This window comes from Halomonas rhizosphaerae, from assembly GCF_030012485.1.
GTDB lineage: Bacteria > Pseudomonadota > Gammaproteobacteria > Pseudomonadales > Halomonadaceae > Halomonas > Halomonas rhizosphaerae.
In genome coordinates, this window is sequence record NZ_JASCQQ010000039.1 from 257,298 (window position 1) to 283,478 (window position 26,181).

A 26,181-nucleotide genomic window follows, 5' to 3' on the forward strand; every position below is an offset into this window, starting at 1 on the left:
AGAATCCACTTGGCCACCCCACTTCGGCCATACCCCGAGGCGCCCGTGACCGAGCCCCCCACCTCCTGCATCGCCATCGTCGACGACGACCAGGCCCTGCGCGATTCCCTGACCTGGCTGCTCGATTCCGTGGGCCTGACCACCCGCGCCTATGCCGACGGCGAGACCTTCCTCGCCGCCGACGCGGCGAGTCATGACGCGATCCTGCTCGACGTGCGCATGCCGGGGCTCTCGGGGCTACAGGTGCAGCAGCGCCTGATCGCGCGGGACGACGACACCCCGGTGATCTTCATGACCGGCCATGGTGACGTGCCCATGGCGGTCTCGGCGCTGAAGGCAGGCGCCTTCGACTTCATCGAGAAGCCCTTCAACCCCCAGCAGCTGATCGACACCATCCAGCAGGCCCTCGCCGAGCACCAGCGCCGCCGGGAGGCCAGGCAGCGCCTGGCCGGGTTGCAGGCACGCTACGCAGCCCTGCGCCCCAAGGAGCGGCGGATCCTGGTCCACGTGGCGGAAGGGATGACCAGTCGACAGATCGCCGAACAGCTGGGCATCAGCGCCAAGACGGTGGAGGTCTACCGGCTGCGTGCCATGAAGGCCCTGGGGGCCGCCAACCTCGCCGAACTGGTGCGGCTGTGCGTGGCGCTGGACCTGGTGGAGACGCTGCCCGATGGGCCCTCCCCAACCTGATCGTTGCCCGCCACCGGGCGCCTGGCAGTGACCTCCTGACCCTCTAGACTGCAGATGAGGGATGCGGCCGCGACGGCCGCCGGCCAGCAACCTGTCCAGGGGAGATCACGACATGAACAAGACCGCCGTCCGGACCCTCCAGCAGTTCCTTGCGGACAATGACAGCTACCGTGCCAGGGTCGACGGTATTCGCGGTCCGAAGACCCTCACCGCCGTGAATGCCACCCTCCAGACCCATGCCGGCCGGCTGCCGGATGGCGCCGACCGCTGGAGCGACCGACGGCGCGCCGTCGCCTGCCTGCAGATCGCCTGCCAGCAGCACAAGATCGAGGTCGGCCCCATCGACGGCCTGTGGGGCCCCCAGACCGAGCATGCGGCGGACATCCTGGCCACGTTCCAGGAGACCGGCAGCAAGCCTGCCCCCTGGCGCGATCAGCAACCGCTGGACGCGAACCCCAACGGCTGGTATCGGGAGGCAGAACTCGAACAGGCGCTGGGCTCACCGACCCGCAAGCCGCCGATGGTGGTGGTCCCCTGCCCCTGGAAGCTGGCGCTGGCCTGGGACCTCAACACCTGCCCCAGCGGCATCGGCTGCCATGAGCAGGTCGCCGACAGCCTGGCCCGCGTCCTGGACCGGGTGCATGGCCACTACGGGCCACAACGCCTCAGGGAACTGGGCCTTCACCGGTTCGGCGGCTGCTACAACAAGCGGCGCAAGCGTGGCGGCACCCGCTGGTCGACCCATGCATGGGGCCTGGCCGTCGATTGGGACCCGGCCCACAACAAGCTCAAGTGGGGGCGCGACCGGGCACGGCTGGCCCGGCCGGAATACGACACCTGGTGGCGTCTCTGGGAGGAGGAAGGATGGGTCAGCCTGGGGCGCACGCGAAACTTCGACTGGATGCACGTGCAGGCAGCCAAGCTCTGACGCCAGGCCATTTCAGTCACGCAGGATGGTCATGCGGCGCGTCTCGTCCTCGGGGAAGACGCGCCCGCTGCGCAGGGCGGCGAACAGGTGAAGGAACACCACGCCGGGCTCGCCGAAGATGTCGCCGGAGCGAAAATACGAGTGTCCCTTCGGGTAGTCATAGCGGGTGTTGACGTCGTCGCAGTCCACGGCGAAGACGTTGCGCGCCACTCGGCTCATGTCCTCCGGGCCGGAGTGACCGAGACGCCTCGAGGCGATGCGGTTCTTCAGGTTAGAGGCCTTGCTGGCGCGCAACGCCAGGTCATCCGAGGCGAAGTAGACCGTGACGTTGCGTGAGGCATGGACGATCAGCTCGCCGCTGTGCCCCTCTTCAAGCGACTCGTTGACGATGTCGGCGGCGATCAGGAAGGTATTGCGGAACAGCATCGGCACCCCGCCCGGCAGAGAGTACTTGCGCCACACGCGCAGCGTCTCGCGCAGCACCCGGTTGCCCATGGAGTGGGCCAGCACATTGATGCGCTTGAGGCAGGGTGTGGGGGCCTGCTCGAACTGATCCTTCTCTCGCCACTCCAGGAAGCGCTGCAGCACACGGGCGAAGGAGAAGGCACTGAGATCCGCCGACTCCTGGTCATCCCAGTAGTCCTTTACGATGCCCATGTCGTTGTCACAGGGCCAGACCAGGGGCACCACCAGCACCTCGCCGGGCTGGCCGGCATCGCAGAGCTCCTGGAACTCCCGCGCCGCCGAGAAGACGTCCGTCGGCAGGTTGGAGAAACCATGGATGTAGATCACCACCTGGTGAACATTGGACTCCTTCAGACGCCTCAGGAAGGCCGCGCTGCCGAGTTCCTGGTACTGCCCCGCCGCCACCTCCTCGCAGTAGAAGACCGAGTTGCTGGCGGCGTTGTTCTTGAGGTCGAAGTCGAAGGCTCGGTTCGCCCGGGTGCGGATGCTCTGGGTGGGGAACCGGTTGGTGATGAACAGCATGATGGGCCACCTCGAGGAGCGGACGGCAGGACACTGCCATTCCTCCTGAAGCTAGCACAGCCTCTACGGGCAGCCAGCACACGGCCGCACAGGCACCAGTGTGCAGGTCACCAGGCTCATTACCGCAGCCTCTCCAGGTACTGCCGGAGAACCACGGCATTGTTATGGCGTGGGTCCCTGGAGGCGAAGACCAGGGTGACAGTGTCGCTGCTGGCGCGCTCGGCCAGCGGGCGCAGCGTCTCGCGATGCGTCTTCAGCTCGGCCAGGTAACGGCGGCGAAACTCCCCCCAGCCGAGTTCTCCGTCATGGAACGCCTTGCGCAGGGCGTCGCTGGGGGCGACCTCCTTCGGCCACTCGTCGATGCGCGCATCGGCCTTCGCCACCCCGCGTGGCCAGAGGCGATCGACCAGCACGCGGTGGCCATCCCCGCGCTTCGGCGCCTCGAAGGCACGCTTCAGCTCGATGCTCATGGCAGACCTCCTGGCGGCGGATACGCCCCCAGTGTAGCCAAGCGCCGGCTCAGGCCTCGAGCACGTGGCGCAGGATCTCCACGACCTGATCGGTAGTCGTGCACCAGGCCTGGGCCTCGGCGTCGACCTCCTTGAGCGGGTGGACGATCTCCTCGCTGTGCAGGGTCACGTAGGGCGTGCCCAGGGCGGCACAGTAGCCAGCGTCGAAGGCGGCGTTCCACTGCTTGTACTTGTCGCCAAAGCGCACCACCACCAGATCGCTCTGCTCGATCAGGGTGCGGGTGCGGATGGCATTGATCTTCGAGGACTGGTGGTCGCGCCAGAACGGGCTGGGCGTCTCGCCCAGGTGGTCGCCGGCCGCGTCGCTGGCGGCGTGGTCGGTGACCGGCGCGGTGAAGACCACGTCGAGGCCGGCGGCCTCGGCGCCGCGCCGGATCTCGTCGCGCCAGTCGGTGTGGATCTCGCCGGAGAGGTAGACGGTAAAGCTCATGGAGGGCTCCAGGACAGGGAATCGAGCCACATGATAGCCTAGAAGGCCATTTATTGGAAATATATTCCATTTTGCATAGGCACCCTCTCGTGCCCCCGCGAGGACGGCCAGAGGCCTGTAAGGCCGGTGGCCGTTGCCCGACAGAGCCCTGTGACCGCAGAGTCGAATGGAGGCAGATCATGAAACGCGCGCATGGGTGGAGGGCTGCCGTCCTGGTGGCCGGTCTGGCCTGGTCGCTGGGGGCGGCGGCCGACGGGCGCATCTTCACGCGCGACGGCCTGGCCATCGGCGGCACGGACCCGGTGGCCTACTTCACCGAGGGCCGGCCGGTGACGGGCACGCCCGACTATCAACTGGAGTGGCACGAGGCCACCTGGCAGTTCGCCTCGGCCGAGCATCGCGACCGCTTCGAGGCCGACCCCGAGGCCTACGCCCCGCAGTACGGCGGCTGGTGCGCCTGGGCGGCGGCCCGCGGTGAGGCCGCCTCGACCGTGCCCGAGGCGTGGAAGATCGTCGACGACAAGCTCTACCTGAACTACAGCCGCTTCATCCAATGGCGCTGGGAGCGCGACATTCCCGGCTACATCAAGGCCGCCGATGCCCACTGGCCGAATATCTTCGAGTGACGACTCCGTCTGACGGAGCGCCATCATGCGGACGGCACTGAATAGGACGCTCACGCCAACCCAACGAAAAGGGCCCGCGAGAGATAGCGGGCCATGTTGTGTGTTGGAGGGTTCCTCGACTCGATGAGGTGGCGGGTAGCCCCATGATCGTCGGGCAACGTTCCAACATGTCGTTATCGAAGGAACGCAGATGTCGTCGTGGGGGGAGGACAGCAACCGCCCGGAAGGCGCGCAAGGGACTGCCATCCTGGCCGTTGCGGAATATCCGCGTCGCGATCCCTGCGAACATCGAATCACTTCACAGTAGCAAAGCATCCTTCGGGTTGTATCACCGGAGTCTGATGAAAAGGTCGTAGGATTCTGTTGCCAATGGATGGCCGGCCTAAGCCGCTGGCGGGGTCTCGATGCGAAGCCACAGAGGGCATGGGGAGATGGCCTGCTTCACGGCAGGCCCTTTGCGTCTATCGGCATCGGGGCCCGGGAAGGGTTCGGTCGAGGCCGTGGTGCGCCCGGAAGGCCTCGACGACGGTGCGCAGCTCGGGGGCTAGCCTGGCCAGGGCCTCCTCGGCGATCGGGGCCGGTACGCCGCCGTGGAAGGCTTCCGCCATGCCGCCCGCCATGCAAGCCAGGGTGTCGGCATCGCCGCCCAGGGAAACGGCATTGCGGATGGCCTCCTCGACGCCGTCCGCCTCCAGAAAGGCGATGATGGCCTGGGGCACCGAGCCCCGGCAGGTCACGTCGAAGCGATAGCCGGGACGGATATCGTCGAGGCGCGGCGCGAGGTCGTAATCGAAGCGCTCCTCGATCTCGGTGAGGATCTCGAGCCGCGAGGCGCCGTGTCGGGCCAGGAAGATGACGGCCGCCACGGCCTGGGCGCCGCGGATGCCCTCGGGGTGGTCGTGAGTAACCTCGGCGCTGCGTCGGGCCAGCGTCAGCGCCTCGTCCAGGGAGCCGGCCGCGAACCCCACCGGGCTGACCCGCATGGCCGAGCCATTGCCGAGGCTGTGATAGGGGCGACGGTCGCCGCTCATCGCCCACTGGCGGAAATGCGCACCGAAGCCAGCCTCCGGGTAGCGGTGGTAGTAGTCGTGGAAGGCCTCGGCGAAGTCGCCTCCCTCGAGCAACACCTCGGCCACCGCCACGCTCAGCACGGTATCGTCGGTGAAGGTGCTCCCGGGCGTGAACAGCGGGAAGTCGCGGGTCTTGGTCCCCGCTTGCTCGTGGACCGAGCCGATGATGTCGCCGGCGATGGCTCCCAGCATGCCTCACCTCCGTCGTCCAGTGCCTCCAATCCCCGGCGGGGGCGCGTCGTCCCGACGCGAGCCCTCAGCCGCGACGGCCGCTGACCAGGTGGACCGACACCTCGAACACCGCCCGGCCGCGCGGGTCGATGACGTCGGCCAGTTCCACCTGGGCCCGGGCGAGCACGTCCTGGATGGTGGCCTCGTCGAGGTTCACCCCCATGACCGGCAGCCAGCCGCGCAGGTCCGCCTCGAGCAGGTTGCCGATGCCGGGAAAGTCGGCCGTCCCCGTCAGCGTAGTCACCTCGACCGCCTCCATGCCTGCCTCACGGGTCATGCGCGCCAGCGCTTCCGCATCGCCGAGGACGAAGGGGGCCCTGAGCGCCTCCGCCGCGGCCTCGCCGGCGATTCGCGCCAGCAGGGCCACCTCGCGGGCGTAGGTGGGGTTGCGTTCCAGACCGTCGAACACCGCCACCGCCAGTCGCCCCGAAGGCACCAGCACGCGATGCATCTCGCGCAGCGCTCCCGGCTTGTCCGGGAAGAACATCAGGCCGAACTGGCTCACCACCACATCGAACGCCTGCGAATCGAAGGGCAAGTGCTGGGCGTCGCCCTGGCGCCAGACCACCGCCGGCGCGAGTTCCCGGGCCACCTCGAGCATGCCCGCCATCGCGTCCAGGCCGACCACCTGGCCGGCGGGCTGAACCCGGGGCAGCGCCTCGCGGGCGAGCACCCCCGTGCCGCAGGCCACGTCGAGCACTCGGTCCCCGGTCGCGACTTTCGCCTCGTCGAGCAACTGCGGCGCCCACTGCCGGAACAGCGATGGCACGAAGAGCGCCTCGTAGGCGCGGGCCGCCTCGACCTCCTGGACCATCCGATCGTCGTTCATCACACACCTCCCCTGCCGTCGACCCACCTCAGGCGACCCATGCGGTACGGCGACGACAATAGCGGCGGGGCATGGGGTGAGAGGGTTCACCCGAGGAGAGCAGGATGAGGCGGGCCATGGCGCTGAGGGGAGCGTGCGGGAGAGCGTGTCGACAGGTCAGCGCCCCCGTTTCCCGCCCTCTCCCGCAGTATAGTCCGGCACGGAGCCGGGGGCAGCATGCGGGGCGTGGCCGGAGCCGGAGAATCAGAGGATCAGCGCGGTCTCGGCGCCAGGGCCTCGCCGACGGCGATCGTCCGGCCCTCGCCCGCCAGCAGGATGGCGTTCTGGCCGAAGTAGCCGCCCGGCGCCAGGCGGGTGTTCATCTCCACCAGGGTGCGCAGTGGCTCGCCGGGGACGGCGATCTCGCCCGAGGCCTGGTCCACGGTGGTGATCTTGCAGCGCTGGCAGGGCTTGCGCAGCCCCAGCCGGATCGCGCCCCCGTGGAGGGAAAGCTCGCCCCAGCCGTTCTCGGCGAAGGGCTCAGCGGCGTCCACCACGATGCTGGGCCGGAAGCGCGCCATCGGCACCGGGGCGAGCCCCTTGGTCTCGAGCACCCGGTTGACCTCGGCCAGCGACGCCTCGGAGACCACCAGGAAAGGATAGCCATCGGCGAAGGCCGTGTGGGCCTGCTCGCCGGGCGCCAGGAAGTGGGGCTCGACGTTACGACGCTGGTCCGGTGCGAAGCGCACCAGCCGCAGGCCACTGCCCTTGAAGTCGCCCAGCGCGGCGCCGAGCCAGACGGCGGCGTCGGCCCCCTCGTCCAGTGCCTGGCACTGGTCGTCCCAGACATACACCGGCAGCCTGGGCTGGTCGTCACGTTCAAGCGGAATGCGCAGGGGGGCCGACTCTGGGTGCGCCAGCACCAGGGCCTCGTCGTCGAGGCGCACGGCGATCTGCGCCATGTGCGGCAGCTGGCGCTGGGTGATGAAGCGGCCGATGTCGTCGACCACCATCCATTGGCGGTCATGGGCCAGGCCGCGAACGCCCAGTTCGACCTGGTCGAGCGCGATGCCGCCCAGCGACTTCACCGGGTAGATGTTGAGCTGGGTGATCTTCAAGGGACTCTCCTGTCGTCGGCGCGGGTGGCCTCAGCCGCACCCCTGCCCCTGCTGGACCGGCGGGCAGGGCACGCTCCCGTACGAGCAGAACACGCAGCAGTCGCCGGGCCTGGGCTTGAGCAGGCGATGGCACGCCTCGCACTCGTGGAAGTACTGGCAGGCATCGGTGGGCATCGTCTCGGTCGTCATGTGCCCGCACTCGGGGCAGGTGAGGATCGATTCCCGGATGATCTCGGCCATCGTCTCTCTCCTCTCACTGGCCGCGGACCGACGGCCGGGGCGCGGACATGGGCAGTCTTACAGCCGGCGGGTCTCGACCACGTAGCCGATGATCGGATACCCCGCCTTGCGAGCGGCCTTCTCGGCTTCCAGCTGGGCCTCGACCTTGGAGATGCTGGAGGAGACGTGCTCGAAGACGCTATCCAACTCCAGCGGCTTGGTGCGCACCGCCAGCTTCACCAGGTGGCCGGTCTTCGGCGCGCCGGACGGCTTGCTGCGCTCGGCCTTGGGGGCAGGGGCCTCGTTGGCGGGCCATTCGGGAGGCGAAGTCGCCGCCTTGCGCCGGGTCTCCTGCTCATTATCCATGAAGGCGCTGATCTCGCGACGCATCTGCTGCTCGAATTCGCTCAGTTCCGTTTCCATCGTGTCTCCGTCAGCCAATGGGTCGAGCCGAGTGTACCAGAACTCTCACCGAGGCCATGCCTCCGCAAACACCCGCCCCATGGAGCATGCGGGGCTGGCAGCCCCTCGCCGGCAGGGCAGCAGTTCGCGCAGCAGGCGCAGTCGGCCTGCCTCCTCGTCATCGCGACTGGCGTTCAGGGCATGGGGCAGCAGCCGCCCACGGCGGCCAGCATCTACTCGCGGTCGGTGACCCTCACGAGACCTCGAGGGCGATCTTGAGCACGCCATCGCGCTGGTGAGAGAAGAGGTCGTAGGCATCGACGATCTTCTCCAGCGGGTAGCGGTGGGTGACCATGGGGCCGAGGTCCAGGCGGCCGCTGTCGATGATCTGCATCAGCCGGCGCATGCGCTCCTTGCCGCCGGGGCACAGCGAGGTGACGATGCGGTGGTCGCCCAGGCCCGCGCTGAAGGCGTCGAGCGGGATGGTGAGATTCTCGGAATAGACGCCGAGGCTCGACAGGGTACCGCCGGGCTTGATGACGCGCAGCGCCTGTTCGAAGGTCTGCTGCAGCCCCAACGCCTCGATGGAGGCATCCACGCCGCGCCCGCCGGTGAGCTTGAGGATCTCGGAGACCACGTCCACCTGACGGAAGTTGAGGGTCACGTCGGCGCCCATCTTGCGGGCCATCTCGAGGCGCTCGTCGACGCCGTCCACGGCGATGATCAGCCCGGCGCCGCGCAGCCGGGCGCCGGCGGTGGCGCACAGGCCGATGGGCCCCTGGGCGAATACCGCCACGCTGTCGCCGATCTTGATGTTGGCCGACTCGGCGCCGGCGAAGCCGGTGGACATGATATCCGGGCACATCAGCACCTGGTCGTCGGTGAGGCCGTCGGGCACCGGCGAGAGGTTGGCCTGGGCGTCCGGCACGCACAGGTACTCGGCCTGGGCGCCGTCGATGGTGTTGCCGAAGCGCCAGCCGCCCATGGGCTTGTAGCCGTGGGCATGGTGGCCACCATCCTGGGAGCTGCAGCCATCCTGGCAGGCGTAGGAGGTGAAGCTCGGGCAGATCGCCCCGGCGATCACCCGCTGCCCTTCACGATAGCCTTGCACGTTGGCGCCGAGCTTCTCGATCACCCCCACCGGCTCGTGGCCCACGATCAGCCCCTTCTCCACCGGGTACTCGCCCTTGAGGATATGCACGTCGGTGCCGCAGATGGTGGTGGTGGTCACCCGGAGCAGGGCATCGTTGGGGCCGATGTCGGGAATCGGGCGGTCGTCGATCTCGATGCGGCCGGGTTCGACGAAGACGGCGGCTTTCATCATGGCGGGCATGGCAGGCTCCTGGCGCGTGAAGGAAAAGTGCCCTTCAGCTATAGCAGGCATTGAGCGCTCCTGCCCTTGATGCACATCAATGTCTTGCTGCAGTGCCGCGAAAACTGACCCACCGCCACGCCACTTCCCAGCGCATCGCGACCGCCGTAACCTGGCGGCTCATTCACCATCGACTCGCCATCCAAAGGAACGGGAATGTCACCCGCCGATACTCTGCGCCTGCTGCTCCTCTCCTCGCTGTGGGGCCTGTCGTTCATCTTCATGCGGGTGGCCTCCCCCGAGTTCGGGCCGGTGCCGCTGGTCCTGGTGCGAATGGGCGTGGGCGCGCTCTTGCTGGTACCGCTGCTGCTCAGCGTTCGCTACCTCAGACTGGTGCGCGAGAATGCGGGCAGGCTCTTCGTGCTGGGGTTGATCAACCATGTGCTGCCCTTCTCGCTGTTGGCACTCGCCACCACCCGCCTGGAGGCGGGCTTCACCTCGCTGATCAACGCCACCACGCCGATCTTCACGGCATTGCTGGGGGCGCTGTTCTTCGCCACTCCTATCCAGCGCCAGCAGTACCTGGGACTGGCCCTGGCCCTGTTCGGGGTCTATGTGCTCTCGGCCGACCGGCTGGACTTCGCCCTGGGCGGCGATGGCTGGTTCATCCTCGCCGTGCTGGGGGCGACCTTCTGCTACGGGGTGGCGGGCAACTACTCGAAAACCTATCTCGCTCACCTGCCGGTTCGGGTGCTGGCCGCCGGCAGCACCGCCATGTCGGCGCTGATCCTGCTCGTCCCCGGGCTGATGCTCTGGCCCGCGGAGCCGATCAGTGGCCTGGCCTGGGCCAACGGCCTGGCGCTCGCGGTGCTCAGTACCACGGTGGCCTTCCTGCTCTACTTCGGGCTGATCGCCAGCGCCGGGGCCACGGCCACCTCCACGGTGACCTTCCTGGTGCCGGTCAGCGCCCTGCTGTGGGGCTACCTGCTGCTGGGCGAGCGCCTCAGCCTGCAGATACTGGCCGGGATGGCGATCACCCTGGCCGGCACCGCCATCGCCACCCGCATGATCCGGCTACGTCATGGCCGGGTAGCCTAGACTGATGCCGGCCATGCCCTCGAGGGGAAACGCCATGCCCCATGCCGACTTCCGATTCCATGACCGGCTGCACGACTTCCTGCCGCCGGCGTCCTGCGCCGGGAGCTTCTCGTGTGACGTGTCGCGCCGGGCCGCCATCAAGGACATGATCGAGTCGCTGGGGGTACCCCATACAGAGGTGGACGTCATCCTGGTCGACGGCGTCTCGGTGGGGTTCGGGCACATTCTTGCCGGCGGTGAGCAGGTGGAGATCTACCCCTGGACGACTGCCCCGAAGGTGGCCCGCCACCTGCGCCCTCGCCCGCCGTCCTGCCCGCGCTTCCTGCTGGATGCCCAACTGGGCCGGCTGGCCCGCTACCTGCGCCTGCTCGGCTTCGATTGCCACTACCGCAACGACATCGGCGATGCCGAGCTGGCTGCAAGGGCCGAGGAGACGCAACGCGTGGTACTGACCCGCGATCGCCTGCTGCTCAAGCGCAAGCGCATCCATCTCGCCCACTACGTGCGCGCCGACGAGCCGTGGAAGCAGGTCGAGGAGGTGTGCCGGGAATTCGACCTCGCCAAGGCCTTCGCGCCCTTCACCCGCTGCACGCACTGCAACGGCCGCCTGGCCGTCGTCGACAAGGCGTCGGTGATCGACCGGCTCGAGCCCCTGACGCGACAGTACGTGGACGACTTCCTGCAGTGCGAGGCCTGCGGCCAGCTCTACTGGCACGGCAGCCATGTCGCGCGAATGAAGGAACGGGTGGAGCGCCTTCGACAGACGCTGGTGCAGCCTCCGGGATAAGGCCGTCCCGCCCGGCCATTCGGGCATAGGGGTTGAACTCCGGCGGACTCGACCAAACGGTACTGGTTAGTGGAACGCATGCCGAGGGCCCTTCCCGCTGGTGATCCAGCGGACCGCCACGGCACTGTGCACCCCGTTTCCCCTTGGGACATTCGGGATTCGCGTTACCGGAATCACGAGGAGGTTTCCCCATGGTAGATCATCTCGACCCCTATCCCACTCGCCTGACCGAATACCGTGCGCCCCTGCAACGCAGGGATCCAGTGGTGCATGCCCGCAACCAGCGTCGCTGGGAGGGCCCGCTGGACGAGGTGGCCCTCTCGCGCTACGAGCGGGACGGCTTCCTGTGGTTCGACGGCTTCTTCTCCCGGGACCGCATCGAGCCGTTCTTCGAGGAGCTCAAGGAGATGGCCAACGACGAGTCGCTGATGCGCTCCGAGCAGGTCATCCAGGACCCCAACAGCGGCGCCATCCGTTCCGTGTTCGGCATGCACCAGCTCTCGGAGCACTTCGACCGCCTGACCCGCGACCCGCGCATCCTGGGCATGGTGCGGCAGCTGCTGGGCAGCGAGGTCTATATTCATCAGTCGCGCATCAACGACAAGTACGGCTTTCAGGGCAGCGGCTTCGACTGGCATTCCGACTTCGAGACCTGGCATGCCGAGGACGGCATGCCACGCATGCGGGCGGTGAGCGCCTCGCTGATGCTGACCGACAACAGCGAGTTCAATGGTCCGCTGATGCTGATCCCCGGCTCCCACCGCCAGTTCGTCCCCTGCATGGGCGAGACGCCCGAGGCGAACTGGCTGGAGTCGCTCAAGGCCCAGAAAGTAGGCGTGCCCGACCAACAGGCACTGGCCAGCCTGGCCGAGCACGGCGGCATCCAGGCGCCCAAGGGACCGGCGGGCTCGCTGCTGCTGTTCGAGTGCAACACGCTGCACGCCTCGAACGAGAACATGTCGCCCTGGCCGCGCTCCAACCTGTTCTTCGTCTACAACAGCGTGGACAACGCCCTGGAGGAGCCCTATGCGGCCCCATCGCGGCGTCCCGAGTTCCTGGCCACGCGCGGCGACATCGAGCCGCTGACGATGCATGACGACTTCCCGGAGCTCTCCGGCCAGGGTGTCGACCCGCTGCGCTGACTCGCGCCGGGCGTCATGCCCTTTCTCAAGCGCGCACGACAACGGCCGTGGCGTCACCGCCACGGCCGTTGTCACGGGTCTCCCGCCAGGATCAGAAGTCGGGCTTGCGCTTCTCGACGAAGGCGCTCATGCCCTCCGTCTGCTCGTCGCCGGCGAAACAGAACGCGAACAGGGCGTTCTCCAGCGCCAGGGCGCTGTCCAGCTCCTGGTCCATGCCATCGTGGATCGCCTGCTTGGCGGCACGCACCGACTGGGGGCCGTTGCCGCCGAGCTGCTTGGCCAGCTCCTCGACGTAGCCCTCGAGCTCGGCCTGGGGCATCACCCGGTTGACCAGGCCGATGCGCAGCGCCTCGCTGGCGTCGATCTTGCGCCCGGTGGTGCACAGGTCCAGGGCCATCGCCGGGCCGACCCGGCGCGGCAGGCGCTGGGTGCCACCGAAGCCGGGAATCACGCCGAGCAGTACCTCGGGCTGGCCGAAGATGGCGTTGTCGCTGGCCACCGCCCAGTCGCAGGCCAGCGCCAGCTCACAGCCGCCACCCAGACAGAAGCCGTTGACCAGCGCCACGGTGGGCACCGGCAGGGTCTCCAGGCGCTTGAAGGTCGCCAGCGCCTGTCTGGCGAAGTCGCGCGCCTCCTCCGGGGTCTTGTCGCGCATCTCGGCGATATCGGCGCCGGCCACGAAGGACTTCTCGCCGGCGCCGGTGATCAGCACCGCGCGCAGGTCGGCGCGGCCTTCCAGGCCGGCCAGCACGCGCTCCAGCTCCGCGAGTACGTCGCTGTTCAGGGCGTTCAGCGCCTTGGGACGGCTGATGGTCAGACGCACGATACCGGCGTTCTCGACCACCTCGATCAGGGTCTCGCTCATAGGGGGCTCCTGGTGTTGTTCTCGAAGGGCAGACCGCCCAACCCTAGCGAACGCTTGGTTGGGCGGCAATCCCCTCTTTTGTCGGGATCAGTTGTAGACGTGGAAACCGCGGCCACTCTTCCGTCCCAGGTAGCCGGCATCGACCATGCGCTTGAGCAGTGGGCAGGGGCGGTACTTGGGATCGCCGAAGCCCTCCTGCAGCACCTCCATGATCGCCAGGCAGACATCCAGGCCGATCAGGTCGGCCAGCGCCAGCGGGCCCATGGGATGAGCGGCGCCCAGCTTCATGGCCTCGTCTACCGCCTCGGGGGTGGCGGCGCCCTCCTGCACCAGGAAGGCCGCCTCGTTGATCATCGGCACCAGCAGGCGGTTGACCGCGAAGCCGGGCGAGTCGCCCACCGGCACGGCCGTCTTGCCGAGGTCGGCGGCCAGCTGCTCGATGCGCGCCACGGTGGCGTCACTGGTCTGCTCGGCACGGATCACTTCGACCAGCTTGAGCACCGGCACCGGGTTGAAGAAGTGCATGCCCACCACCCGCTCGGGGCGCTCGCAAACGGCGGCGAGCCGGGTCAGCGACAGCGAGGAGGTGTTGGAGGCCAGGATCGCCTCATGGGTCAGACGGCTCAGGTCGCGGAACAGCTTCTCCTTGAGCGCCGGCTGCTCGGGGGCGGCCTCGATGATCACCTCGCAGTCGCGCAGGGCGTCCAGCGCGGTGGTGGTATCCAGGCGCACCAGGGCCGCCTCCAGGTCGGCATCACTGAGCTTCTCCTTGGCCACCAGCTTGCCCAGGCCCTTGTCGATGGCCGCCCGGGCACGCCCGAGCTGTTCGTCGGCCACGTCATAGAGCTTGACGGCGAAGCCGCTGGTGGCCAGGACCTGGGCGATGCCCTGGCCCATGGTGCCGGCACCCACCACGCCGATCGGTTGCTCACTCATTGCACTCTCCTGATGATTTGTCTTGATCTGCCATGGACTGTCGCTCGAAGCTTTTTCCGACGACAAGTCTGCGGGGAGGCGCTGTGACCCCCTCCCTGGGCGCTACCGACGCCATCCCTGGCGTAGGACCTCCCCTTCGACTTGCCCCCGGACGCATCTCGCTTGAGTCACAGACGATTGGCTTTTGTGATCTGCTACTACTACTGCTTGCGCGCTTCTTCGCGCAGCACGAACTTCTGGATCTTGCCGGTGGAGGTCTTGGGCAGCTCGCTGAAGATCACCGTCTTCGGCGCCTTGAAGTGCGCCAGGTGCGCCCGGCAGTGGTCGATGATCTCCTGCTCGGTGACCTCGCCGTAGCCGACCTTGAGCTTGACGAAGGCGCAGGGGGTCTCGCCCCACTTCTCGTCGGGCTTGGCCACCACCGCGGCCTCCTCCACCGCCGGATGCGAATAGATGGCGTCTTCCACCTCGATGGTGGAGATGTTCTCGCCGCCGGAGATGATTATGTCCTTGGAGCGGTCCTTGATCTCGATGTAGCCGTCCGGATGCCACACGGCGAGGTCGCCGGTATGGTACCAGCCGCCCTCCAGGGCCTGCTCGGTGGCCGCCTCGTTCTTGAGGTAGCCCTTCATCACGTTGTTGCCGCGCATCAGGATCTCGCCGATGGTCTGGCCGTCCTTGGGTACCGGCTCCAGGGTGTTGGGGTCGGCCACACAGAGCGCCTCCAGCATGGGGTAGCGCACGCCCTGGCGGGACTTGATCCTGGCCCGCTCCTCGATGGGCAGCTCGTTCCACGCCTCGCGCCAGGCGCAGGAGGTCACCGGGCCATAGACCTCGGTGAGGCCGTAGACGTGGGTCACGTCGATACCGAGCTTCTCCACGCCGGCGATCACCGAAGCGGGCGGTGCCGCCCCCGCGGTGGTGACCTTCACCGGGTGGTCGAAGGCGCGCTTGTCCTCGGCGGGTAGGTTGACCAGGCCGTTGAGCACGATGGGCGCGCCGCTGAAGTGGCTCACCTGCTCGTCGGCGATCAGGTCCATCACCTTCTTTGGCTCCACCTTGCGCAGGCAGACGTTGGTGCCGGCCGCGGCGGCGATGGTCCAGGGGAAGCACCAGCCGTTGCAGTGGAACATCGGCAGGGTCCAGAGGTAGACCGGATGATGGGGCATCGCCCATACGAGGATGTTGCTGGTGGCGTTCAGGTAGGCGCCGCGGTGGTGATAGACCACCCCCTTGGGCTTGCCGGTGGTGCCGGAGGTGTAGTTGAGCGAGATCGCCTGCCACTCGTCCTCGGGCAGCCGGTAGGGATGGGCCGGATCACCCTCGGCCAGCAGCGCCTCGTACTCCACCTCGCCAATGGCGCGGCCCTCGGCCATGAACTGCGCGTCCGCCACGTCGATGATCAGCGGCTTGTTCGCGAGCCTGCTCACCGCCTCTTCGATGACATCACTGAATTCCGGGTCGACCAGGATCGCCCTGGCCTCGCCGTGTTCCAGCATGTAGGCGATGGCCTCGGCGTCCAGGCGGATGTTCAGGGTGTTGAGCACGCAGCCGGCCAGCGGCACGCCGAAGTGGGCCTCGAACATCGCCGGCACGTTGGGCAGCATGGCCGCCACCGTCTCGCCGGGCCGGACGCCGCGTTTCTCCAGCGCCGAGGCGAGCCGACGACAGCGCTCCCAGGTGGTGCCCCAGTCGCGGCGGATCCCGCCGTAGACTACCGCCGGATAGTCCGGGTAGACCGAGGCGGTGCGCTCGATGAAGGTCAGCGGCGAGAGCGCCACAAAGTTGGCGGGGGTCTTGGGCAGGCCCTGTTCGAAGATGCTCTGGCTCATGATGGGCTCCATGGAGTGACTGGGACTGTTGTTCGCAAAAGGCGCCGCCGGCACGGGGCCGGCGGCGAATCGATCAGTGGGCCGAGGCGTCGAAGGCGGCGAGGCTCGCCATGCCGGCCTCGATCACCGCGCGCTGGGCACGGCCCACCGGCAGCCACTGACGGATAGCGTAGTCGGCGCTCTGCTGCTTGGCCCGATAGAAGGGGTCGTCGCTGCCGGCGGCCATGGCCGCGCTGGCCTTGAGGGCCGCCTCGCCCATCTGCCAGGCGCACAGCACGTGGCCGGCCAGGCTGAGGAAGGGGGTGGCGTAGGCCTGGACCGCATCGGCACCCTGCTCGGAGTCGGCGCCCGCCTTCAGCACCGCGACCATGGCGGCGCGCAGGTCGGCCGCCCCACCGGCCAGGCTCTTGCCCAGGTCGGCCAGCTCGCCCTGAGCCTCGAGCGCCTGGGCAGTGGCCTCCACCTCACCGATCAGGCCCTCGAGGGCCGCTCCGCCGTCGCGCTGCAGTTTGCGCCCGGCCAGGTCCAGGGCCTGGATGCCGTTGGTGCCCTCGTAGATGGGGGCGATACGCGCATCGCGCAGCAGCTGGGCGGCGCCGGTCTCCTCGATGAAGCCCATGCCGCCGTGCACCTGGATGCCCAGCGAGGCGATCTCCACGGCCTGGTCGGTGGAGAAGCTCTTGACCACCGGGATCAGCACGTCGACCCGCGCCTGGGCGGCGGCGCGCTCACCCTCGTCGGCGGCGTGGCGGGCCTGGTCGAGCTGGGCGGCACAGAAGAGGGCCAGCGCGCGCAGGGCGTCGGTGCGGGCGCGCATGGAGAGCAGCATGCGACGCACGTCCAGGTGGTCGCTGATGGTGCAGTCGCTGCGGCCGGAGCGCGGGCTGCGGCCCTGGACGCGGTCCAGGGCGTAGGCGAAGGCGTGCTGGCAGGCCCGCTCGGCCACGCCGATGCCCTGGATTCCCACCTTGTGGCGGGCCTCGTTCATCATGGTGAACATGTGGTTGAGGCCGCGCCCCTCCTCGCCCACCCGATAGCCGATGGCGCCCGCCCCTTCGCCGAAGCTCAGGGTGCAGGTGGGCGAGCCGTGGATGCCCAGCTTGTGCTCGATGGAGGCGCAGGTGACGTCGTTGCGCTCGCCCAGCGAGCCGTCGGCGTTGACCAGGAACTTGGGCACCAGGAACAGCGAGATGCCCTTGTTGCCCTCCGGGGCGTCCGGCTTGCGCGCTAGCACCAGGTGGATGATGTTCTCGGCGGCGTCGTGCTCGCCCCAGGTGATGTAGATCTTCTGGCCGAACAGGCGGTAATGGTCGCCCTCTTCATCGGGGCAGGGCACGGCGCGGGTGCGCACCTTGGAAAGATCCGAGCCCGCCTGGGGCTCGGTGAGGTTCATGGTGCCGGTCCAGGTGCCCTCCACCAGCTTCGGCAGGTAGATGGCCTGCTGCGCCTCGCTGCCATGGTGGGCCAGCGCCTCGATGGCACCGGCGGTGAGCATCGGACACAGGCCCAGCGCCATGTTGGCGCCGTGGAGCATTTCCTGCACGGCACTGGCCACCACCTCGGGCAGCCCCTGGCCGCCCAGCGATTCGGAGACGCCGATGCCGTTCCAGCCGCCCTCGGCGTAGGCGCGATAGGCCTCGATAAAGCCGTCCGGCACCCTGACCTGGCCATCATGCAGCCGGCAGCCCTGGCGGTCGCCGCTGGCGTTGAGCGGCGCCCACACCTCGCCGGCCAGCCTGGCGGCCTCCTCCAGCACGGCCTCCACCAGGTCGGGACTGGCCTCCTCGAAGCCAGGAAGGGCGAGCGAGCCGTGCTCGAGCATCTCCTCCAGCACGAAGCGGACGTCGCGGACGGGAGCGGCATAGGGAGTCATGGGTCACCTCGGGGAAAAATGATGGCAACGATAGTAGATTCACTACTTTTCGTTAACCATTAGCCCTAAGTCGACCCCGAGGGCCCGCGGCAGGGCCGCAGGCGCGCATGGCCTCGACGACGGGCGTCAGAGACGCGAGATGTTGCCCAAGGCGGCCTCCTCGGGCGTCTGCTCGTCGTCGTAGTAGGCGATGTGCGCCTCGTCGGGCGCTGGCGGGCCGACGAGGGGCTCGGCCACCGCCACCTCGGGCACGGCCCCGGAGAGGTCCTCGACGTGCTCGTGCTCCAGGGCCCCCTGCACCAGCTCCTGAGTCACGGCGAGCTCGGCCCCCGCCGCCGACATGGGCGTGCTGGGCGAGAAGGGAGCCACCGGCACCGGCGCGGGACGCACGCTGCGTCGCCAGCCGAAGAAGGCCACCAGGAAGAGGCCCAGGAAACCGAAGGCCCAGAACAGGCCGGCATCGCCCATCAGGCTCATCACCGGCGAGACCAGCGGCGGGCTGAGCGCCGAGCCGATGGCGTTGATCAGCAGCAGGCCCTGGCTCATGCGTACCAGGGCACCGGCCGGGGCGCGGTCGGCGGCGTGGCCCACCGCCACCGGGTAGAGCGAGAAGACGCCACCGCCCAGCAGGAACAGCAGCCCGGCCAGGATCCATGACGTCATCGGCAGCCAGAGCACCGCCGCGGAGATCAGGGTACAGAAGGCCCCGATCAGGATCAGCACCAGCTGCCGATCATGACGGTCCGACCAGCGCCCCACCGGGTACTGCAGCAGCATGGCACCGAGCACCACCACCGCCATCATCTGGCCGATCCGGTCGACCGGGAGGCCGGTGCGCTGCAGGTAGAGCGGCAGCAGGGAGTAGACCGCCGCCACGGCCAGCCCCGAGCCGAAGCTGCCCATCACCCCGGTGGGGGTCAGGGTGATCAGTCGCAGCGGCGAGAGCGGCTCGGCCTTCTCGATCAGCGGCGAGACCCGCGGGATCATCGCCATGGGCAGCACCGAGAGCGAGGCCAGCATGCCGATCACCATGAATGACGCCGCCCCGCCCATGGCCTCGGTGACGCCCAGCAGCAGCTGGCCAAGCACGCCGGCGGCGTAGAGCGAGATCATGTAGAGCGCCAGCAGGCGGCCACGCACCCTGGCATCGCCGGAAGCCAGCAGCCAGCTCTCGATCACCAGGTAGACGCCCACCGTGGCCCAGCCGCCGATCAGGCGCAGGGCGAACCAGGCCCAGGGCTCGGCCACCAGCCCCTGCAGCAGCACGGTCACCGCCACCAGCGAAGCGAAGCTGCCGTAGGCGCGGATATGGCCGATGCGCAGCAGCAGGCGGTCGTTGAGCATGGCGCCCAGCGCCAGGCCGATGAAGTAGGCCGAGGAGACCCAGCCGATCACCACCGGCGACTCGCCGGCGGCATCCAGGCGCAGGGTGATCACCGTGGCCAGAAAGCCGTTGCCGATCCCGAGGATGAAGAGCCCCAGCAGGGGGGCCAGGGCCATGGCCAGCAGTTGCCGCGACATGAAGGGCCTCACAGCAGCAGGTGAAAACGAGAAGGGTGGCAGAAAGTGCCGGAGAGCGCCTGTGCGGCGCGTCGGGGAGCGATTCCGGGCGCGCGAATCATACTCCCGGCCGGCAGCGAGTCAAACGTTTTGTTGCCCCGGGACTCACGTGCCGACACGATCGGTCACCAGCCCCCAGGATCCCGGGCGCTCTTCCTGGAAATGCCCTCTCAGCGCTTCTGCAGCAGCGCCACGTCCGTCGCGGGAAACTCGACCCGCATGCCCAGGTGGCCGGCCAGCCACACGAAGCTCGCCTCGCTGAAGAAGACCACGTGGGTGGGATCGAGGATGTAGTGCCAGCGCGTGAAGGCCGCCTGATCGGTGACGCGCTTGGTCATCAGCCCGAGCCAGCCACCGGAGGGGAGCATGTCGGCCAGCTTCGCCAGCTCCCGGCCAGGGGCGAACAGGTGCTCCGCGACCTCGCTGGCGGTGATGAAGTCGTAGGACTGTTCGAGCACAGACGCGTCAGGCGCATAGAAGGGGTCGTAGATCGCCATGGGGTGGCCCGCCTCCTCGAACATCACCGACAGGGTCGGTCCGGGGCCGGCGCCGAAGTCGAGCCCTCGCGCGCCGGGCGGGAGCCGCTCGCGCAAGGGGTCGAAGAGCCGCGACAGGAAGCGGCGATAGCCGGGGTCGTCCAGGGCGTTCTGGTGCTGGTCGTAGACCGCCTTCTCCTCTACCGGCCCGAGCCGCTGGTCGGGAGGCACGAACACCAGCGCGCAGCGCCGGCAGCGGTGGTAGTCACGCCGGCCATCCCGGTGAAAATGCCCGTTGTCGGTGGACGCACATAGCGGACAGGTCAGCATCATCGTATCCTCTGTGCCGGAACAAGTTCCCCCTGGATTCCCCTGCTCTCTCCAGAACCCCGCAAGGAGACCCGAATGCTGTCAGGTCTGGACCACCTGGTCATCACCGTGACCGACATTTCCCGTGCCGTGGACTTCTACTCACGGGTGTTGGGACTGGAAGTGCGCTATCGCGACCGCGAGCGCGTCGACCTGATGCTGGGCGACATCGCCCTGCGCCTGCACTGGACCGCCACCGACGTCACCCCCCGGGCCGCCACGCCGACACCCGGCAGCCTCGACCTCTGCCTGCGCAGCCTGCTGCCGCTCGACGAGGTCCAGCGCCACCTGGAGGCGCTGGGGGTCGAGGTGGAACTCGGTCCGGTGACCCGACAGGGCGCCACCGGCGAGATCACCTCCCTCTACCTGCGCGACCCGGACGGCAACCTGCTGGAGCTCAGCCGTCCCGTGAAACGGGCCGACTGAGGCCCGGTGGCATTGTCGTCTTCGACCGGTATGATTGGCCCCAACCACTCGATCTTCAGGGACGCGCAATGAACGACCAGCTGCCACAGGATGACGACCGAGCCATCGCCGAACGGGGCACCGCGCCCGACACGACCCTTCCCATCGTGGTGTACGTGCTGCACCTGGCCGGCATGGTCACCGGCGGCCTCACCTCGCTGGTCGGCGTGGTGATCGCCTATGTCTACCGCGGCAACGGGCCGGCGTGGCTCGATGAGCACTATCGCTACCAGATCCGGACCTTCTGGATCGCCCTGCTCTACTTCGGCATTTCCGGCCTGCTGACACTGGTCCTGATCGGCTTTCTCACCTGGCTGGCCGCGGTAGTGTGGCTGGTGATCCGCTGCGTGAAGGGGCTCAAGGCGCTGAACGAGCACCGCGCACCGGACAACGTGGACACCTGGTGGGTCTGATCCATGGCTAGACCCGAAGCCCGCTCGAGCGCCTTTCAGGCCCGCGCCATCGCCACCCTGTGGCGCAGCCTCGCCGGCCGCCGCCTCGCCACCCTGTGGAGGCTGGCTCGCCTGATCGGTCCGATGGTGGAACGGCTGAGCCGCCGGGAGCGCCGGGTCACCCGGGCCAACCTGGCCGAGGTCTATCCTTCCCGCAGTCCGGCCGAGCGCCAGCATCTGGCCAGGCAGAGCCTGACCCACTCCACTGCCACCATGCTCGAACTGGGCCTCGCCTGGATGGGTGACCCCGAGCGGGTCGAGGCCTCGATCCTCGAGGTCCACGGCCGCGAGCTGCTCGACGAGGCCCGGGCCGAGGGGCGCGGCGTCATCGTGCTGGCCCCCCACTTCGGCAACTGGGAAGTACTCAACTTCTGGCTCTCCGGCCACTTCCCCTTCACCGCCATGTACGAGCCGCCCAAGCTCGCCCCGCTCGACCCGGTAATCCGCCAGGGCCGCGAACGCCGGGGGGCGCGCCTGGTGCCCACCAACCCCCGGGGCGTCGCCGCCCTGCTCAAGGCCCTCAAGCGCACCGAGGCCGTGGGCATCCTGCCCGACCAGGTCCCCAGCTGGGGCAGCGGAGTCTTCGCCCCCTTCTTCGGCCGCCCCGCCTACACCGCCACCCTGCTGCCCAAGCTGGTGGCGCGCACCGAGGCAAGAGTCGTCACCGGGGTGGCGCTGCGCCTGCCCGGCAAGGGCTTCGCCCTGCATTTCCTGGCCGCCGACGAGCGAGTCTACGACCCTGACGAGGTCACCTCGGCGACCGGCGTCAATGCCAGCGTGGAGGCCGCCATCGCCCTGGACCCGGCCCAGTACCAGTGGGAATACAAGCGCTACCGCAAGACGCCCGAGGAGGCCGAGGGCCGCCCGGACTTCAAGCGTTTCCGGCTCTACTGAATCCTCAGTAAGTACTACCCATCGCCGGCCCCCATTTGCTCCTGGCTCTCAAGGCAGCAGCTTCCTCTCGAACAGGCCAGCGGATTCTTGCTCGAGTTCCCTCAGGGAGGTGTCCAGCAGTTCCAGGAAGGACTTAGTGAGGCCGGACTGCCCCCTCTGCTTGGGGAAGATCATGCTGTATCGGTAGGGCACCCTCGGCTCGAAGCGCTTCACGATCAGGCCGAGTCGACGGTAGTGCCAAGCCGTGATGGGATCGACCAGTGAGACACCGCTGCCGGCGAGCACGAAGGCGCAAGCGGCATAGTGCAGTTGTGTCTCGATCATCAACTGCCGGCTAACGCCCTCGCGCTCGAAGACGCTGTCGATCTTGTGGCGAATGCTCTGCTCCGAGCCCAGTGACACGAAGATCTCCCCCTCCAGGTCTCGCGGTCGAATGACGTCGCAGTCGGCCAGCCGATGATCAGGCGGCAGGACGCAGACCAGACGACTGTCGGCGAGGGTCCTTGCCTCGATACCTGGATCGCTGAGTTCTATGCCCGAGATCACCCCCAGATCGAAGTGCTGACTGGCCACCAGGTCGGCTACCTGCTGCGTGCTGCGCACCTGAAGGGTGACTGACACACCGGGATGCGCTTGACAGAACTGATCGGTCAAGGCCGGGAGAAACTCTACCGACACGGCAGGCATGGAGGCGATGCGCAACGACCCCAGGTGAAACTCCCTGAGCTCCTCCGCAGCACGAGAGAGCTTCTCTAGCGAGACGAAGGCTCGCTCCACTTCTTCATAGAAGAAACGAGCCTCCGGTGTGGGAATCAGCCGGCGCCGTCGGCGCTCGAACATTTTTACGCCAACCGTCTCCTCGAAGTCAGCCAGCAAGCGGCTGACGGCCGGCTGGGAGACATAGAGCATCTCAGCCGCGCCACTGGTGGTCCCACTGATCATGACGGCCCGGAAGGCTTCGATCTGCCGGTAAGTCAGCTTGGCCATGCGAGCTCTCCAGAGAACTTGAAAACACTATGTTATCAACAGATGCAAACAAACGATTTGATGTTATACATGGCGACTCCCAAGATGTCGATGAAGCTACTTCACGGCCCTGGCAGACAAACACAACACGCGAGAAGGCCTTATGGAACGATTCTTTCGCTATACCTTGACCTTGCTGATCATCCTGGTGGCGGGTAGTCAGTTCATCCAGGTCATCACCCGCTATCTCCTCGAGATGCCCGTCATGGGGCTCGAGGAAGCCACGCTGATCCCCACCCTCTGGCTCTACATGTTGGGGAGTGTCAACGCCTCCCGCGAGGACACTCAGATCAGAGCCAATGTCCTTGACATCTTCCTAAAGACAGAAAGGGCAAGAGCCTTTCTGCAGGCATTGGCCGACACCATCAGCGTGGTGGTTTCGATCTGGCTAGCCACCTGGGCATGGGACTATTTCAGCTATGCCTCAAGAGTCGGCAAGAGCACCCCCACCCTCTACATTCCGACCATCATCTATGAGTCCGCCCTGATGGTCGGTCTGTCCCTGATGATCATCTTTACCCTGTGGCACTTGCTGCGCAATCTCGCCTACCTGTTCGGCATGCGTCAGGCTCCAGACCATCCCGGCGCCGATCCCGATTACCCCGAAACCGCCGAGGTTCAGGAGTTCAAGGTGCTCACTGACAACAAGAAGGACAGGAAAAATGATTGAGATAGCGCTGCTGGCGTTCGCCGTACTGATCCTGATGCTGACGCTTGGCGTTCCCCTCCCCTACTGTTTTGGTGCAGCACTCATGGTCATGACCATGATGGGCGAGTCCTCCATGCGAGGCATGATGATGTGGGGGTTCAGTCAGCTTACCAACCCGATCCTGCTGGCGATCCCTCTCTTCGTCTTTGCCGGGACGCTGATGAGTGTCAGCGGCATCGCCTCGAGCCTCCTCAAGTTCGTCAATGTCTTCGTGGGACGGGTTCGCGGCGGTCTCGGCGTGATGGCATCGATCAGCTGCGCCATCATAGGCGCCATTTCCGGCAGTGGCCTGACCGGTATTGCCGCCATCGGCCCCATCCTCATTCCCGAGATGGAACGCAAGGGATATCCCCGCGCCTATTCCACTGCCTTGATCGCAAACTCCTCGATCCTCGGCCTGCTGATTCCCCCCAGCGTCACGATGATCGTCTATGGCTGGGTGACGGACACCTCTATCCTGGCGAGTTTCCTGGCCACCCTAGGCCCGGGGCTGCTGATCATGCTCAATTTCTGCATCGTCAACATGGTCATGTCGCGCAAGTTTGACCTGATACTGGACGAGCCCATGGCGTTCGATGAGCGAGTCCGCGATGCCGGACGACGCACCTTCCGTGCACTCCCTGCCCTGCTTATGCCGGTAATCATTCTGGGGGGGATCTACGGTGGCATCATGACGCCTACCGAAGCAGCGGCAGTTGCCGTCATCTACGCGCTACCCGTTGGCTTCATGATCTACCGAGGCCTGACCTGGAACACCCTTCTCGAATCGGGCAAGGAGTCCGCGACCTCCATCGGCGCGATCCTGATCATGATCCTGTTCAGCCTGATCCTGAGCCAGCTGTTCGTGCGCGAAGGCATTCCTCAGGCCCTGGTCGAGATGATCTTTCAGATTACCGACAACAAGTTTCTCCTGCTGCTGATGATCAACCTCATGCTGTTCGGTATCGGCATGGTGGTTAACGATATCACCGCCATCATCCTGACCGGTCCCTTGCTGCTTCCCTTGATGGAGGCGCTCGGAGTCAGCCCGGTACAGTTCGCCGCCATCATGGGCGTCAATACCGCCATGGGCGGCGTGACACCGCCCTACGCAAGCATCCTCTACCTCGGCGCCCGGATCGGCAAGGTCAAGTTCACCGAGGTGGTCAAGCCGGCCATGACCCTGATCCTGTTCGGCTACATTCCGGTCGTGATTCTGGTTTCAGCCTGGCCCGACCTGTCCGAATTCCTTCCCGGACTGTTCGGCTACTGATCGATCGCATCCTGCGATCACAAAACCCGCAACGCAAGAGTGGAGACAACAATGAAAATGCCTGCAATGAAGATCCTGACGGCCGCAGTTGCCGTGTCAGCCTCCATCGCCACCGTGGCCGAGGCCACCACCTTTCAGTTGTCGCATGTGCGTCCCGAGGGGACCGCGATCGACCAGGACGCCCGCGCGTTCGCCGAGGAGGTTTCAAGTGCTACTGACGGCGAGGTAAACGTACGGCTCTACCCGGCCAGTGCCCTGGGTGACTACACCACGGTTCAGGAGGGGCTCAGCATCGGCTCGGTGGACATGGCGGTTCAGCCGCCCTCATCAGAAGTCGACCGGCGTTTCCAGCTGGCCTACCTCCCCTACCTCGTCCAGAGCTGGGAAGATGCCGAACGCGCATTCACGGACGGGGCTCCCCTGCGTGAGGCAGTCGAGGAGCTCTACGCGGAACAGGACATTCATGTCCTGGGGGCCTGGCCAGTCTATTTCGGCGGCGTGGCGCTGAACGCCGAGGTGGAAAATGCCGCCGATCCGACTGCGGACAAGGGTGCCCGGCTTCGCGTTCCGCCGATGAAATCTTTCCAGCTGATGGCAGACAACATCGGATATATCGGCTCCCCTCTGCCGTTCTCTGATGCCTTTACCGCCATCCAGACCGGCGTGGTCGATGGCATCATGGGGTCGGGTGCCGAAGGGTATTATGCCTCCTTCCGGGACGTGACGGAGTATTACCTTCCCCTCAATACCCATTTCGAAATGTGGTACCTGCTGATCAATCAACCCAGCTACGAGAGCTTGACTGACGCGCAGAAGGCGGCCTTGTCGGAAGCCGCAACACGCTTCGAGGAAAGCCGCTGGGAGAGTGCCGAGGCCGATCAGGCGCGCAACGAGAAGCTTCTCGAGGAGTCGGGGGCCACCATCATTTCGGTCTCCGATGAACAGATCGCCGAGCACACGGAAATCGTCCGCGAGACAGTATGGCCCGTCATTCTCGACGATATCGGCGCCGACTGGGCCAACGATGTGCTGGACCGCGCCCTTCGCTGATCCGCTCCATTGTCCGGCCAAACGGCCGGGCCATTGCTCCCACC

At 67.0% G+C, this 26,181-nt stretch carries 28 protein-coding genes; 12 read left to right on the forward strand and 16 right to left on the reverse strand.

The genetic code is table 11. The features are described from left to right. Positions 1–45 precede the first annotated feature (45 nt). Both QLQ86_RS19755 and QLQ86_RS19760 read left to right on the forward strand, forming a co-directional pair. Positions 46–690: a response regulator transcription factor gene (locus QLQ86_RS19755; protein WP_282735573.1), complete on the forward strand. Its 645-nt coding sequence runs from the start codon at positions 46–48 to the stop codon at positions 688–690. 112 nt (positions 691–802) lie between these two features. Continuing rightward, positions 803–1,618: a M15 family metallopeptidase gene (locus QLQ86_RS19760; protein WP_282818143.1), complete on the forward strand. Its 816-nt coding sequence runs from the start codon at positions 803–805 to the stop codon at positions 1,616–1,618. A 12-nt stretch (positions 1,619–1,630) separates the two neighbouring features. Here QLQ86_RS19760 and QLQ86_RS19765 read toward each other — a convergent pair whose 3' ends face one another. The 3 genes from QLQ86_RS19765 to QLQ86_RS19775 form a co-directional block, all read right to left on the reverse strand. After that, positions 1,631–2,605 (reverse strand): alpha/beta hydrolase, encoded by a 975-nt coding sequence (locus tag QLQ86_RS19765; RefSeq protein ID WP_282818144.1) that lies wholly within the window; start codon positions 2,603–2,605, stop codon positions 1,631–1,633. Between the two features lie 119 nt (positions 2,606–2,724). Next, complete coding sequence (locus QLQ86_RS19770; RefSeq protein ID WP_282818145.1) at positions 2,725–3,075, reverse strand: DUF488 domain-containing protein; 351 nt, start codon at positions 3,073–3,075, stop codon at positions 2,725–2,727. Positions 3,076–3,124: 49 nt separating this feature from the next. Further along, entirely contained in the window at positions 3,125–3,565 is a 441-nt protein-coding gene (locus tag QLQ86_RS19775; RefSeq protein ID WP_282735577.1) for a YtoQ family protein, read from the reverse strand. A 179-nt stretch (positions 3,566–3,744) separates the two neighbouring features. Between QLQ86_RS19775 and QLQ86_RS19780 the strand changes: the two genes are divergently transcribed. Next, positions 3,745–4,191, forward strand: coding sequence for a YHS domain-containing (seleno)protein (locus tag QLQ86_RS19780; protein WP_282818146.1), 447 nt, complete (start codon positions 3,745–3,747; stop codon positions 4,189–4,191). 461 nt (positions 4,192–4,652) lie between these two features. Here the strand turns inward: QLQ86_RS19780 and QLQ86_RS19785 are convergent, their stop codons facing one another. The 6 genes from QLQ86_RS19785 to QLQ86_RS19810 form a co-directional block, all read right to left on the reverse strand. Beyond that, on the reverse strand, positions 4,653–5,453 hold the full coding sequence (locus QLQ86_RS19785) for an ADP-ribosylglycohydrolase family protein (RefSeq protein ID WP_282818147.1): 801 nt from the start codon (positions 5,451–5,453) through the stop codon (positions 4,653–4,655). 64 nt (positions 5,454–5,517) lie between these two features. Then, positions 5,518–6,321, reverse strand: a complete 804-nt coding sequence (locus tag QLQ86_RS19790) for a methyltransferase domain-containing protein (RefSeq protein WP_282818148.1) — start codon at positions 6,319–6,321, stop codon at positions 5,518–5,520. Between the two features lie 251 nt (positions 6,322–6,572). Continuing rightward, the gene (locus QLQ86_RS19795; RefSeq protein ID WP_282818149.1) at positions 6,573–7,418 is read right to left on the reverse strand and encodes an MOSC domain-containing protein; all 846 of its coding nucleotides are present in this window, start codon (positions 7,416–7,418) and stop codon (positions 6,573–6,575) included. A 30-nt stretch (positions 7,419–7,448) separates the two neighbouring features. Then, on the reverse strand, positions 7,449–7,658 hold the full coding sequence (locus QLQ86_RS19800; RefSeq protein WP_282818150.1) for a GDCCVxC domain-containing (seleno)protein: 210 nt from the start codon (positions 7,656–7,658) through the stop codon (positions 7,449–7,451). Positions 7,659–7,715: 57 nt separating this feature from the next. Further along, positions 7,716–8,060: a hypothetical protein gene (locus QLQ86_RS19805; protein WP_282818151.1), complete on the reverse strand. Its 345-nt coding sequence runs from the start codon at positions 8,058–8,060 to the stop codon at positions 7,716–7,718. A gap of 232 nt (positions 8,061–8,292) precedes the next feature. After that, on the reverse strand, positions 8,293–9,372 hold the full coding sequence (locus QLQ86_RS19810; protein ID WP_282735584.1) for an NAD(P)-dependent alcohol dehydrogenase: 1,080 nt from the start codon (positions 9,370–9,372) through the stop codon (positions 8,293–8,295). 195 nt (positions 9,373–9,567) lie between these two features. Between QLQ86_RS19810 and QLQ86_RS19815 the strand changes: the two genes are divergently transcribed. From QLQ86_RS19815 to thpD, 3 genes are all read left to right on the forward strand, one after another. After that, positions 9,568–10,449: a DMT family transporter gene (locus QLQ86_RS19815; protein ID WP_282735585.1), complete on the forward strand. Its 882-nt coding sequence runs from the start codon at positions 9,568–9,570 to the stop codon at positions 10,447–10,449. A 34-nt stretch (positions 10,450–10,483) separates the two neighbouring features. Further along, entirely contained in the window at positions 10,484–11,236 is a 753-nt protein-coding gene (locus QLQ86_RS19820; protein WP_282818152.1) for a Mut7-C RNAse domain-containing protein, read from the forward strand. Positions 11,237–11,427: 191 nt separating this feature from the next. After that, complete coding sequence (gene thpD, locus QLQ86_RS19825; protein WP_282818153.1) at positions 11,428–12,378, forward strand: ectoine hydroxylase; 951 nt, start codon at positions 11,428–11,430, stop codon at positions 12,376–12,378. Between the two features lie 91 nt (positions 12,379–12,469). On the opposite strand, the gene QLQ86_RS19830 is transcribed toward thpD, so the two are convergent. The 6 genes from QLQ86_RS19830 to QLQ86_RS19855 form a co-directional block, all read right to left on the reverse strand. After that, on the reverse strand, positions 12,470–13,243 hold the full coding sequence (locus tag QLQ86_RS19830; RefSeq protein WP_282735588.1) for an enoyl-CoA hydratase-related protein: 774 nt from the start codon (positions 13,241–13,243) through the stop codon (positions 12,470–12,472). An 87-nt stretch (positions 13,244–13,330) separates the two neighbouring features. Next, entirely contained in the window at positions 13,331–14,179 is an 849-nt protein-coding gene (locus tag QLQ86_RS19835) for a 3-hydroxybutyryl-CoA dehydrogenase (RefSeq protein WP_282818154.1), read from the reverse strand. Between the two features lie 200 nt (positions 14,180–14,379). Further along, the gene (locus tag QLQ86_RS19840; RefSeq protein WP_282735590.1) at positions 14,380–16,011 is read right to left on the reverse strand and encodes an acyl-CoA synthetase; all 1,632 of its coding nucleotides are present in this window, start codon (positions 16,009–16,011) and stop codon (positions 14,380–14,382) included. A 73-nt stretch (positions 16,012–16,084) separates the two neighbouring features. Further along, positions 16,085–17,884 carry an acyl-CoA dehydrogenase gene (locus tag QLQ86_RS19845; protein ID WP_282818155.1) on the reverse strand — a complete coding sequence of 600 codons (1,800 nt, stop codon included), beginning with the start codon at positions 17,882–17,884 and terminating at the stop codon, positions 16,085–16,087. 126 nt (positions 17,885–18,010) lie between these two features. Next, positions 18,011–19,405 (reverse strand): MFS transporter, encoded by a 1,395-nt coding sequence (locus QLQ86_RS19850; protein ID WP_282818156.1) that lies wholly within the window; start codon positions 19,403–19,405, stop codon positions 18,011–18,013. A 209-nt stretch (positions 19,406–19,614) separates the two neighbouring features. After that, positions 19,615–20,253 carry a class I SAM-dependent methyltransferase gene (locus QLQ86_RS19855; protein WP_282818157.1) on the reverse strand — a complete coding sequence of 213 codons (639 nt, stop codon included), beginning with the start codon at positions 20,251–20,253 and terminating at the stop codon, positions 19,615–19,617. A 72-nt stretch (positions 20,254–20,325) separates the two neighbouring features. On the opposite strand from QLQ86_RS19855, the gene QLQ86_RS19860 reads away from it, so the two are divergent. The 3 genes from QLQ86_RS19860 to QLQ86_RS19870 all read left to right on the forward strand — a co-directional run bounded on the left by QLQ86_RS19860 (position 20,326) and on the right by QLQ86_RS19870 (position 22,100). Then, the gene (locus QLQ86_RS19860) at positions 20,326–20,715 is read left to right on the forward strand and encodes a VOC family protein (RefSeq protein ID WP_282818158.1); all 390 of its coding nucleotides are present in this window, start codon (positions 20,326–20,328) and stop codon (positions 20,713–20,715) included. A 68-nt stretch (positions 20,716–20,783) separates the two neighbouring features. Continuing rightward, entirely contained in the window at positions 20,784–21,167 is a 384-nt protein-coding gene (locus QLQ86_RS19865) for a DUF4870 family protein (protein WP_282818159.1), read from the forward strand. A 3-nt stretch (positions 21,168–21,170) separates the two neighbouring features. After that, positions 21,171–22,100 (forward strand): lysophospholipid acyltransferase family protein, encoded by a 930-nt coding sequence (locus QLQ86_RS19870; RefSeq protein ID WP_282818160.1) that lies wholly within the window; start codon positions 21,171–21,173, stop codon positions 22,098–22,100. Between the two features lie 48 nt (positions 22,101–22,148). Here QLQ86_RS19870 and QLQ86_RS19875 read toward each other — a convergent pair whose 3' ends face one another. Then, positions 22,149–23,087: a LysR substrate-binding domain-containing protein gene (locus tag QLQ86_RS19875; RefSeq protein ID WP_282818161.1), complete on the reverse strand. Its 939-nt coding sequence runs from the start codon at positions 23,085–23,087 to the stop codon at positions 22,149–22,151. A gap of 142 nt (positions 23,088–23,229) precedes the next feature. On the opposite strand from QLQ86_RS19875, the gene QLQ86_RS19880 reads away from it, so the two are divergent. Genes QLQ86_RS19880 through dctP form a run of 3 tightly spaced genes read left to right on the forward strand, consistent with a single transcriptional unit; the run spans position 23,230 to position 26,137 of the window. Further along, positions 23,230–23,796: a TRAP transporter small permease gene (locus QLQ86_RS19880; protein WP_282818162.1), complete on the forward strand. Its 567-nt coding sequence runs from the start codon at positions 23,230–23,232 to the stop codon at positions 23,794–23,796. Further along, a complete protein-coding gene (locus tag QLQ86_RS19885; RefSeq protein ID WP_282818163.1) occupies positions 23,789–25,087 on the forward strand; it encodes a TRAP transporter large permease in 1,299 nt (432 codons plus the stop codon). Before QLQ86_RS19880 ends, QLQ86_RS19885 begins: the two co-directional genes overlap by 8 nt. A gap of 51 nt (positions 25,088–25,138) precedes the next feature. After that, positions 25,139–26,137 (forward strand): TRAP transporter substrate-binding protein DctP, encoded by a 999-nt coding sequence (gene dctP, locus QLQ86_RS19890; protein ID WP_282818164.1) that lies wholly within the window; start codon positions 25,139–25,141, stop codon positions 26,135–26,137. The last annotated feature ends 44 nt before the right edge of the window (positions 26,138–26,181 follow it).

Excerpts from the sequence above, each read along its gene's own strand:
- QLQ86_RS19760 (WP_282818143.1), top strand. The coding sequence starts at position 803 with ATGAACAAGACCGCCGTCCGGACCCTCCAGCAGTTCCTTGCGGACAAT.
- QLQ86_RS19765 (WP_282818144.1), bottom strand. The coding sequence starts at position 2,605 with ATGCTGTTCATCACCAACCGGTTCCCCACCCAGAGCATCCGCACCCGG.
- QLQ86_RS19770 (WP_282818145.1), bottom strand. The coding sequence starts at position 3,075 with ATGAGCATCGAGCTGAAGCGTGCCTTCGAGGCGCCGAAGCGCGGGGAT.
- QLQ86_RS19775 (WP_282735577.1), bottom strand. The coding sequence starts at position 3,565 with ATGAGCTTTACCGTCTACCTCTCCGGCGAGATCCACACCGACTGGCGC.
- QLQ86_RS19780 (WP_282818146.1), top strand. The coding sequence starts at position 3,745 with ATGAAACGCGCGCATGGGTGGAGGGCTGCCGTCCTGGTGGCCGGTCTG.
- QLQ86_RS19785 (WP_282818147.1), bottom strand. The coding sequence starts at position 5,453 with ATGCTGGGAGCCATCGCCGGCGACATCATCGGCTCGGTCCACGAGCAA.
- QLQ86_RS19790 (WP_282818148.1), bottom strand. The coding sequence starts at position 6,321 with ATGAACGACGATCGGATGGTCCAGGAGGTCGAGGCGGCCCGCGCCTAC.
- QLQ86_RS19800 (WP_282818150.1), bottom strand. The coding sequence starts at position 7,658 with ATGGCCGAGATCATCCGGGAATCGATCCTCACCTGCCCCGAGTGCGGG.
- QLQ86_RS19805 (WP_282818151.1), bottom strand. The coding sequence starts at position 8,060 with ATGGAAACGGAACTGAGCGAATTCGAGCAGCAGATGCGTCGCGAGATC.
- QLQ86_RS19810 (WP_282735584.1), bottom strand. The coding sequence starts at position 9,372 with ATGCCCGCCATGATGAAAGCCGCCGTCTTCGTCGAACCCGGCCGCATC.
- QLQ86_RS19815 (WP_282735585.1), top strand. The coding sequence starts at position 9,568 with ATGTCACCCGCCGATACTCTGCGCCTGCTGCTCCTCTCCTCGCTGTGG.
- QLQ86_RS19820 (WP_282818152.1), top strand. The coding sequence starts at position 10,484 with ATGCCCCATGCCGACTTCCGATTCCATGACCGGCTGCACGACTTCCTG.
- thpD (WP_282818153.1), top strand. The coding sequence starts at position 11,428 with ATGGTAGATCATCTCGACCCCTATCCCACTCGCCTGACCGAATACCGT.
- QLQ86_RS19830 (WP_282735588.1), bottom strand. The coding sequence starts at position 13,243 with ATGAGCGAGACCCTGATCGAGGTGGTCGAGAACGCCGGTATCGTGCGT.
- QLQ86_RS19835 (WP_282818154.1), bottom strand. The coding sequence starts at position 14,179 with ATGAGTGAGCAACCGATCGGCGTGGTGGGTGCCGGCACCATGGGCCAG.
- QLQ86_RS19840 (WP_282735590.1), bottom strand. The coding sequence starts at position 16,011 with ATGAGCCAGAGCATCTTCGAACAGGGCCTGCCCAAGACCCCCGCCAAC.
- QLQ86_RS19845 (WP_282818155.1), bottom strand. The coding sequence starts at position 17,884 with ATGACTCCCTATGCCGCTCCCGTCCGCGACGTCCGCTTCGTGCTGGAG.
- QLQ86_RS19850 (WP_282818156.1), bottom strand. The coding sequence starts at position 19,405 with ATGTCGCGGCAACTGCTGGCCATGGCCCTGGCCCCCCTGCTGGGGCTC.
- QLQ86_RS19855 (WP_282818157.1), bottom strand. The coding sequence starts at position 20,253 with ATGATGCTGACCTGTCCGCTATGTGCGTCCACCGACAACGGGCATTTT.
- QLQ86_RS19860 (WP_282818158.1), top strand. The coding sequence starts at position 20,326 with ATGCTGTCAGGTCTGGACCACCTGGTCATCACCGTGACCGACATTTCC.
- QLQ86_RS19865 (WP_282818159.1), top strand. The coding sequence starts at position 20,784 with ATGAACGACCAGCTGCCACAGGATGACGACCGAGCCATCGCCGAACGG.
- QLQ86_RS19870 (WP_282818160.1), top strand. The coding sequence starts at position 21,171 with ATGGCTAGACCCGAAGCCCGCTCGAGCGCCTTTCAGGCCCGCGCCATC.
- QLQ86_RS19875 (WP_282818161.1), bottom strand. The coding sequence starts at position 23,087 with ATGGCCAAGCTGACTTACCGGCAGATCGAAGCCTTCCGGGCCGTCATG.
- QLQ86_RS19880 (WP_282818162.1), top strand. The coding sequence starts at position 23,230 with ATGGAACGATTCTTTCGCTATACCTTGACCTTGCTGATCATCCTGGTG.
- QLQ86_RS19885 (WP_282818163.1), top strand. The coding sequence starts at position 23,789 with ATGATTGAGATAGCGCTGCTGGCGTTCGCCGTACTGATCCTGATGCTG.
- dctP (WP_282818164.1), top strand. The coding sequence starts at position 25,139 with ATGAAAATGCCTGCAATGAAGATCCTGACGGCCGCAGTTGCCGTGTCA.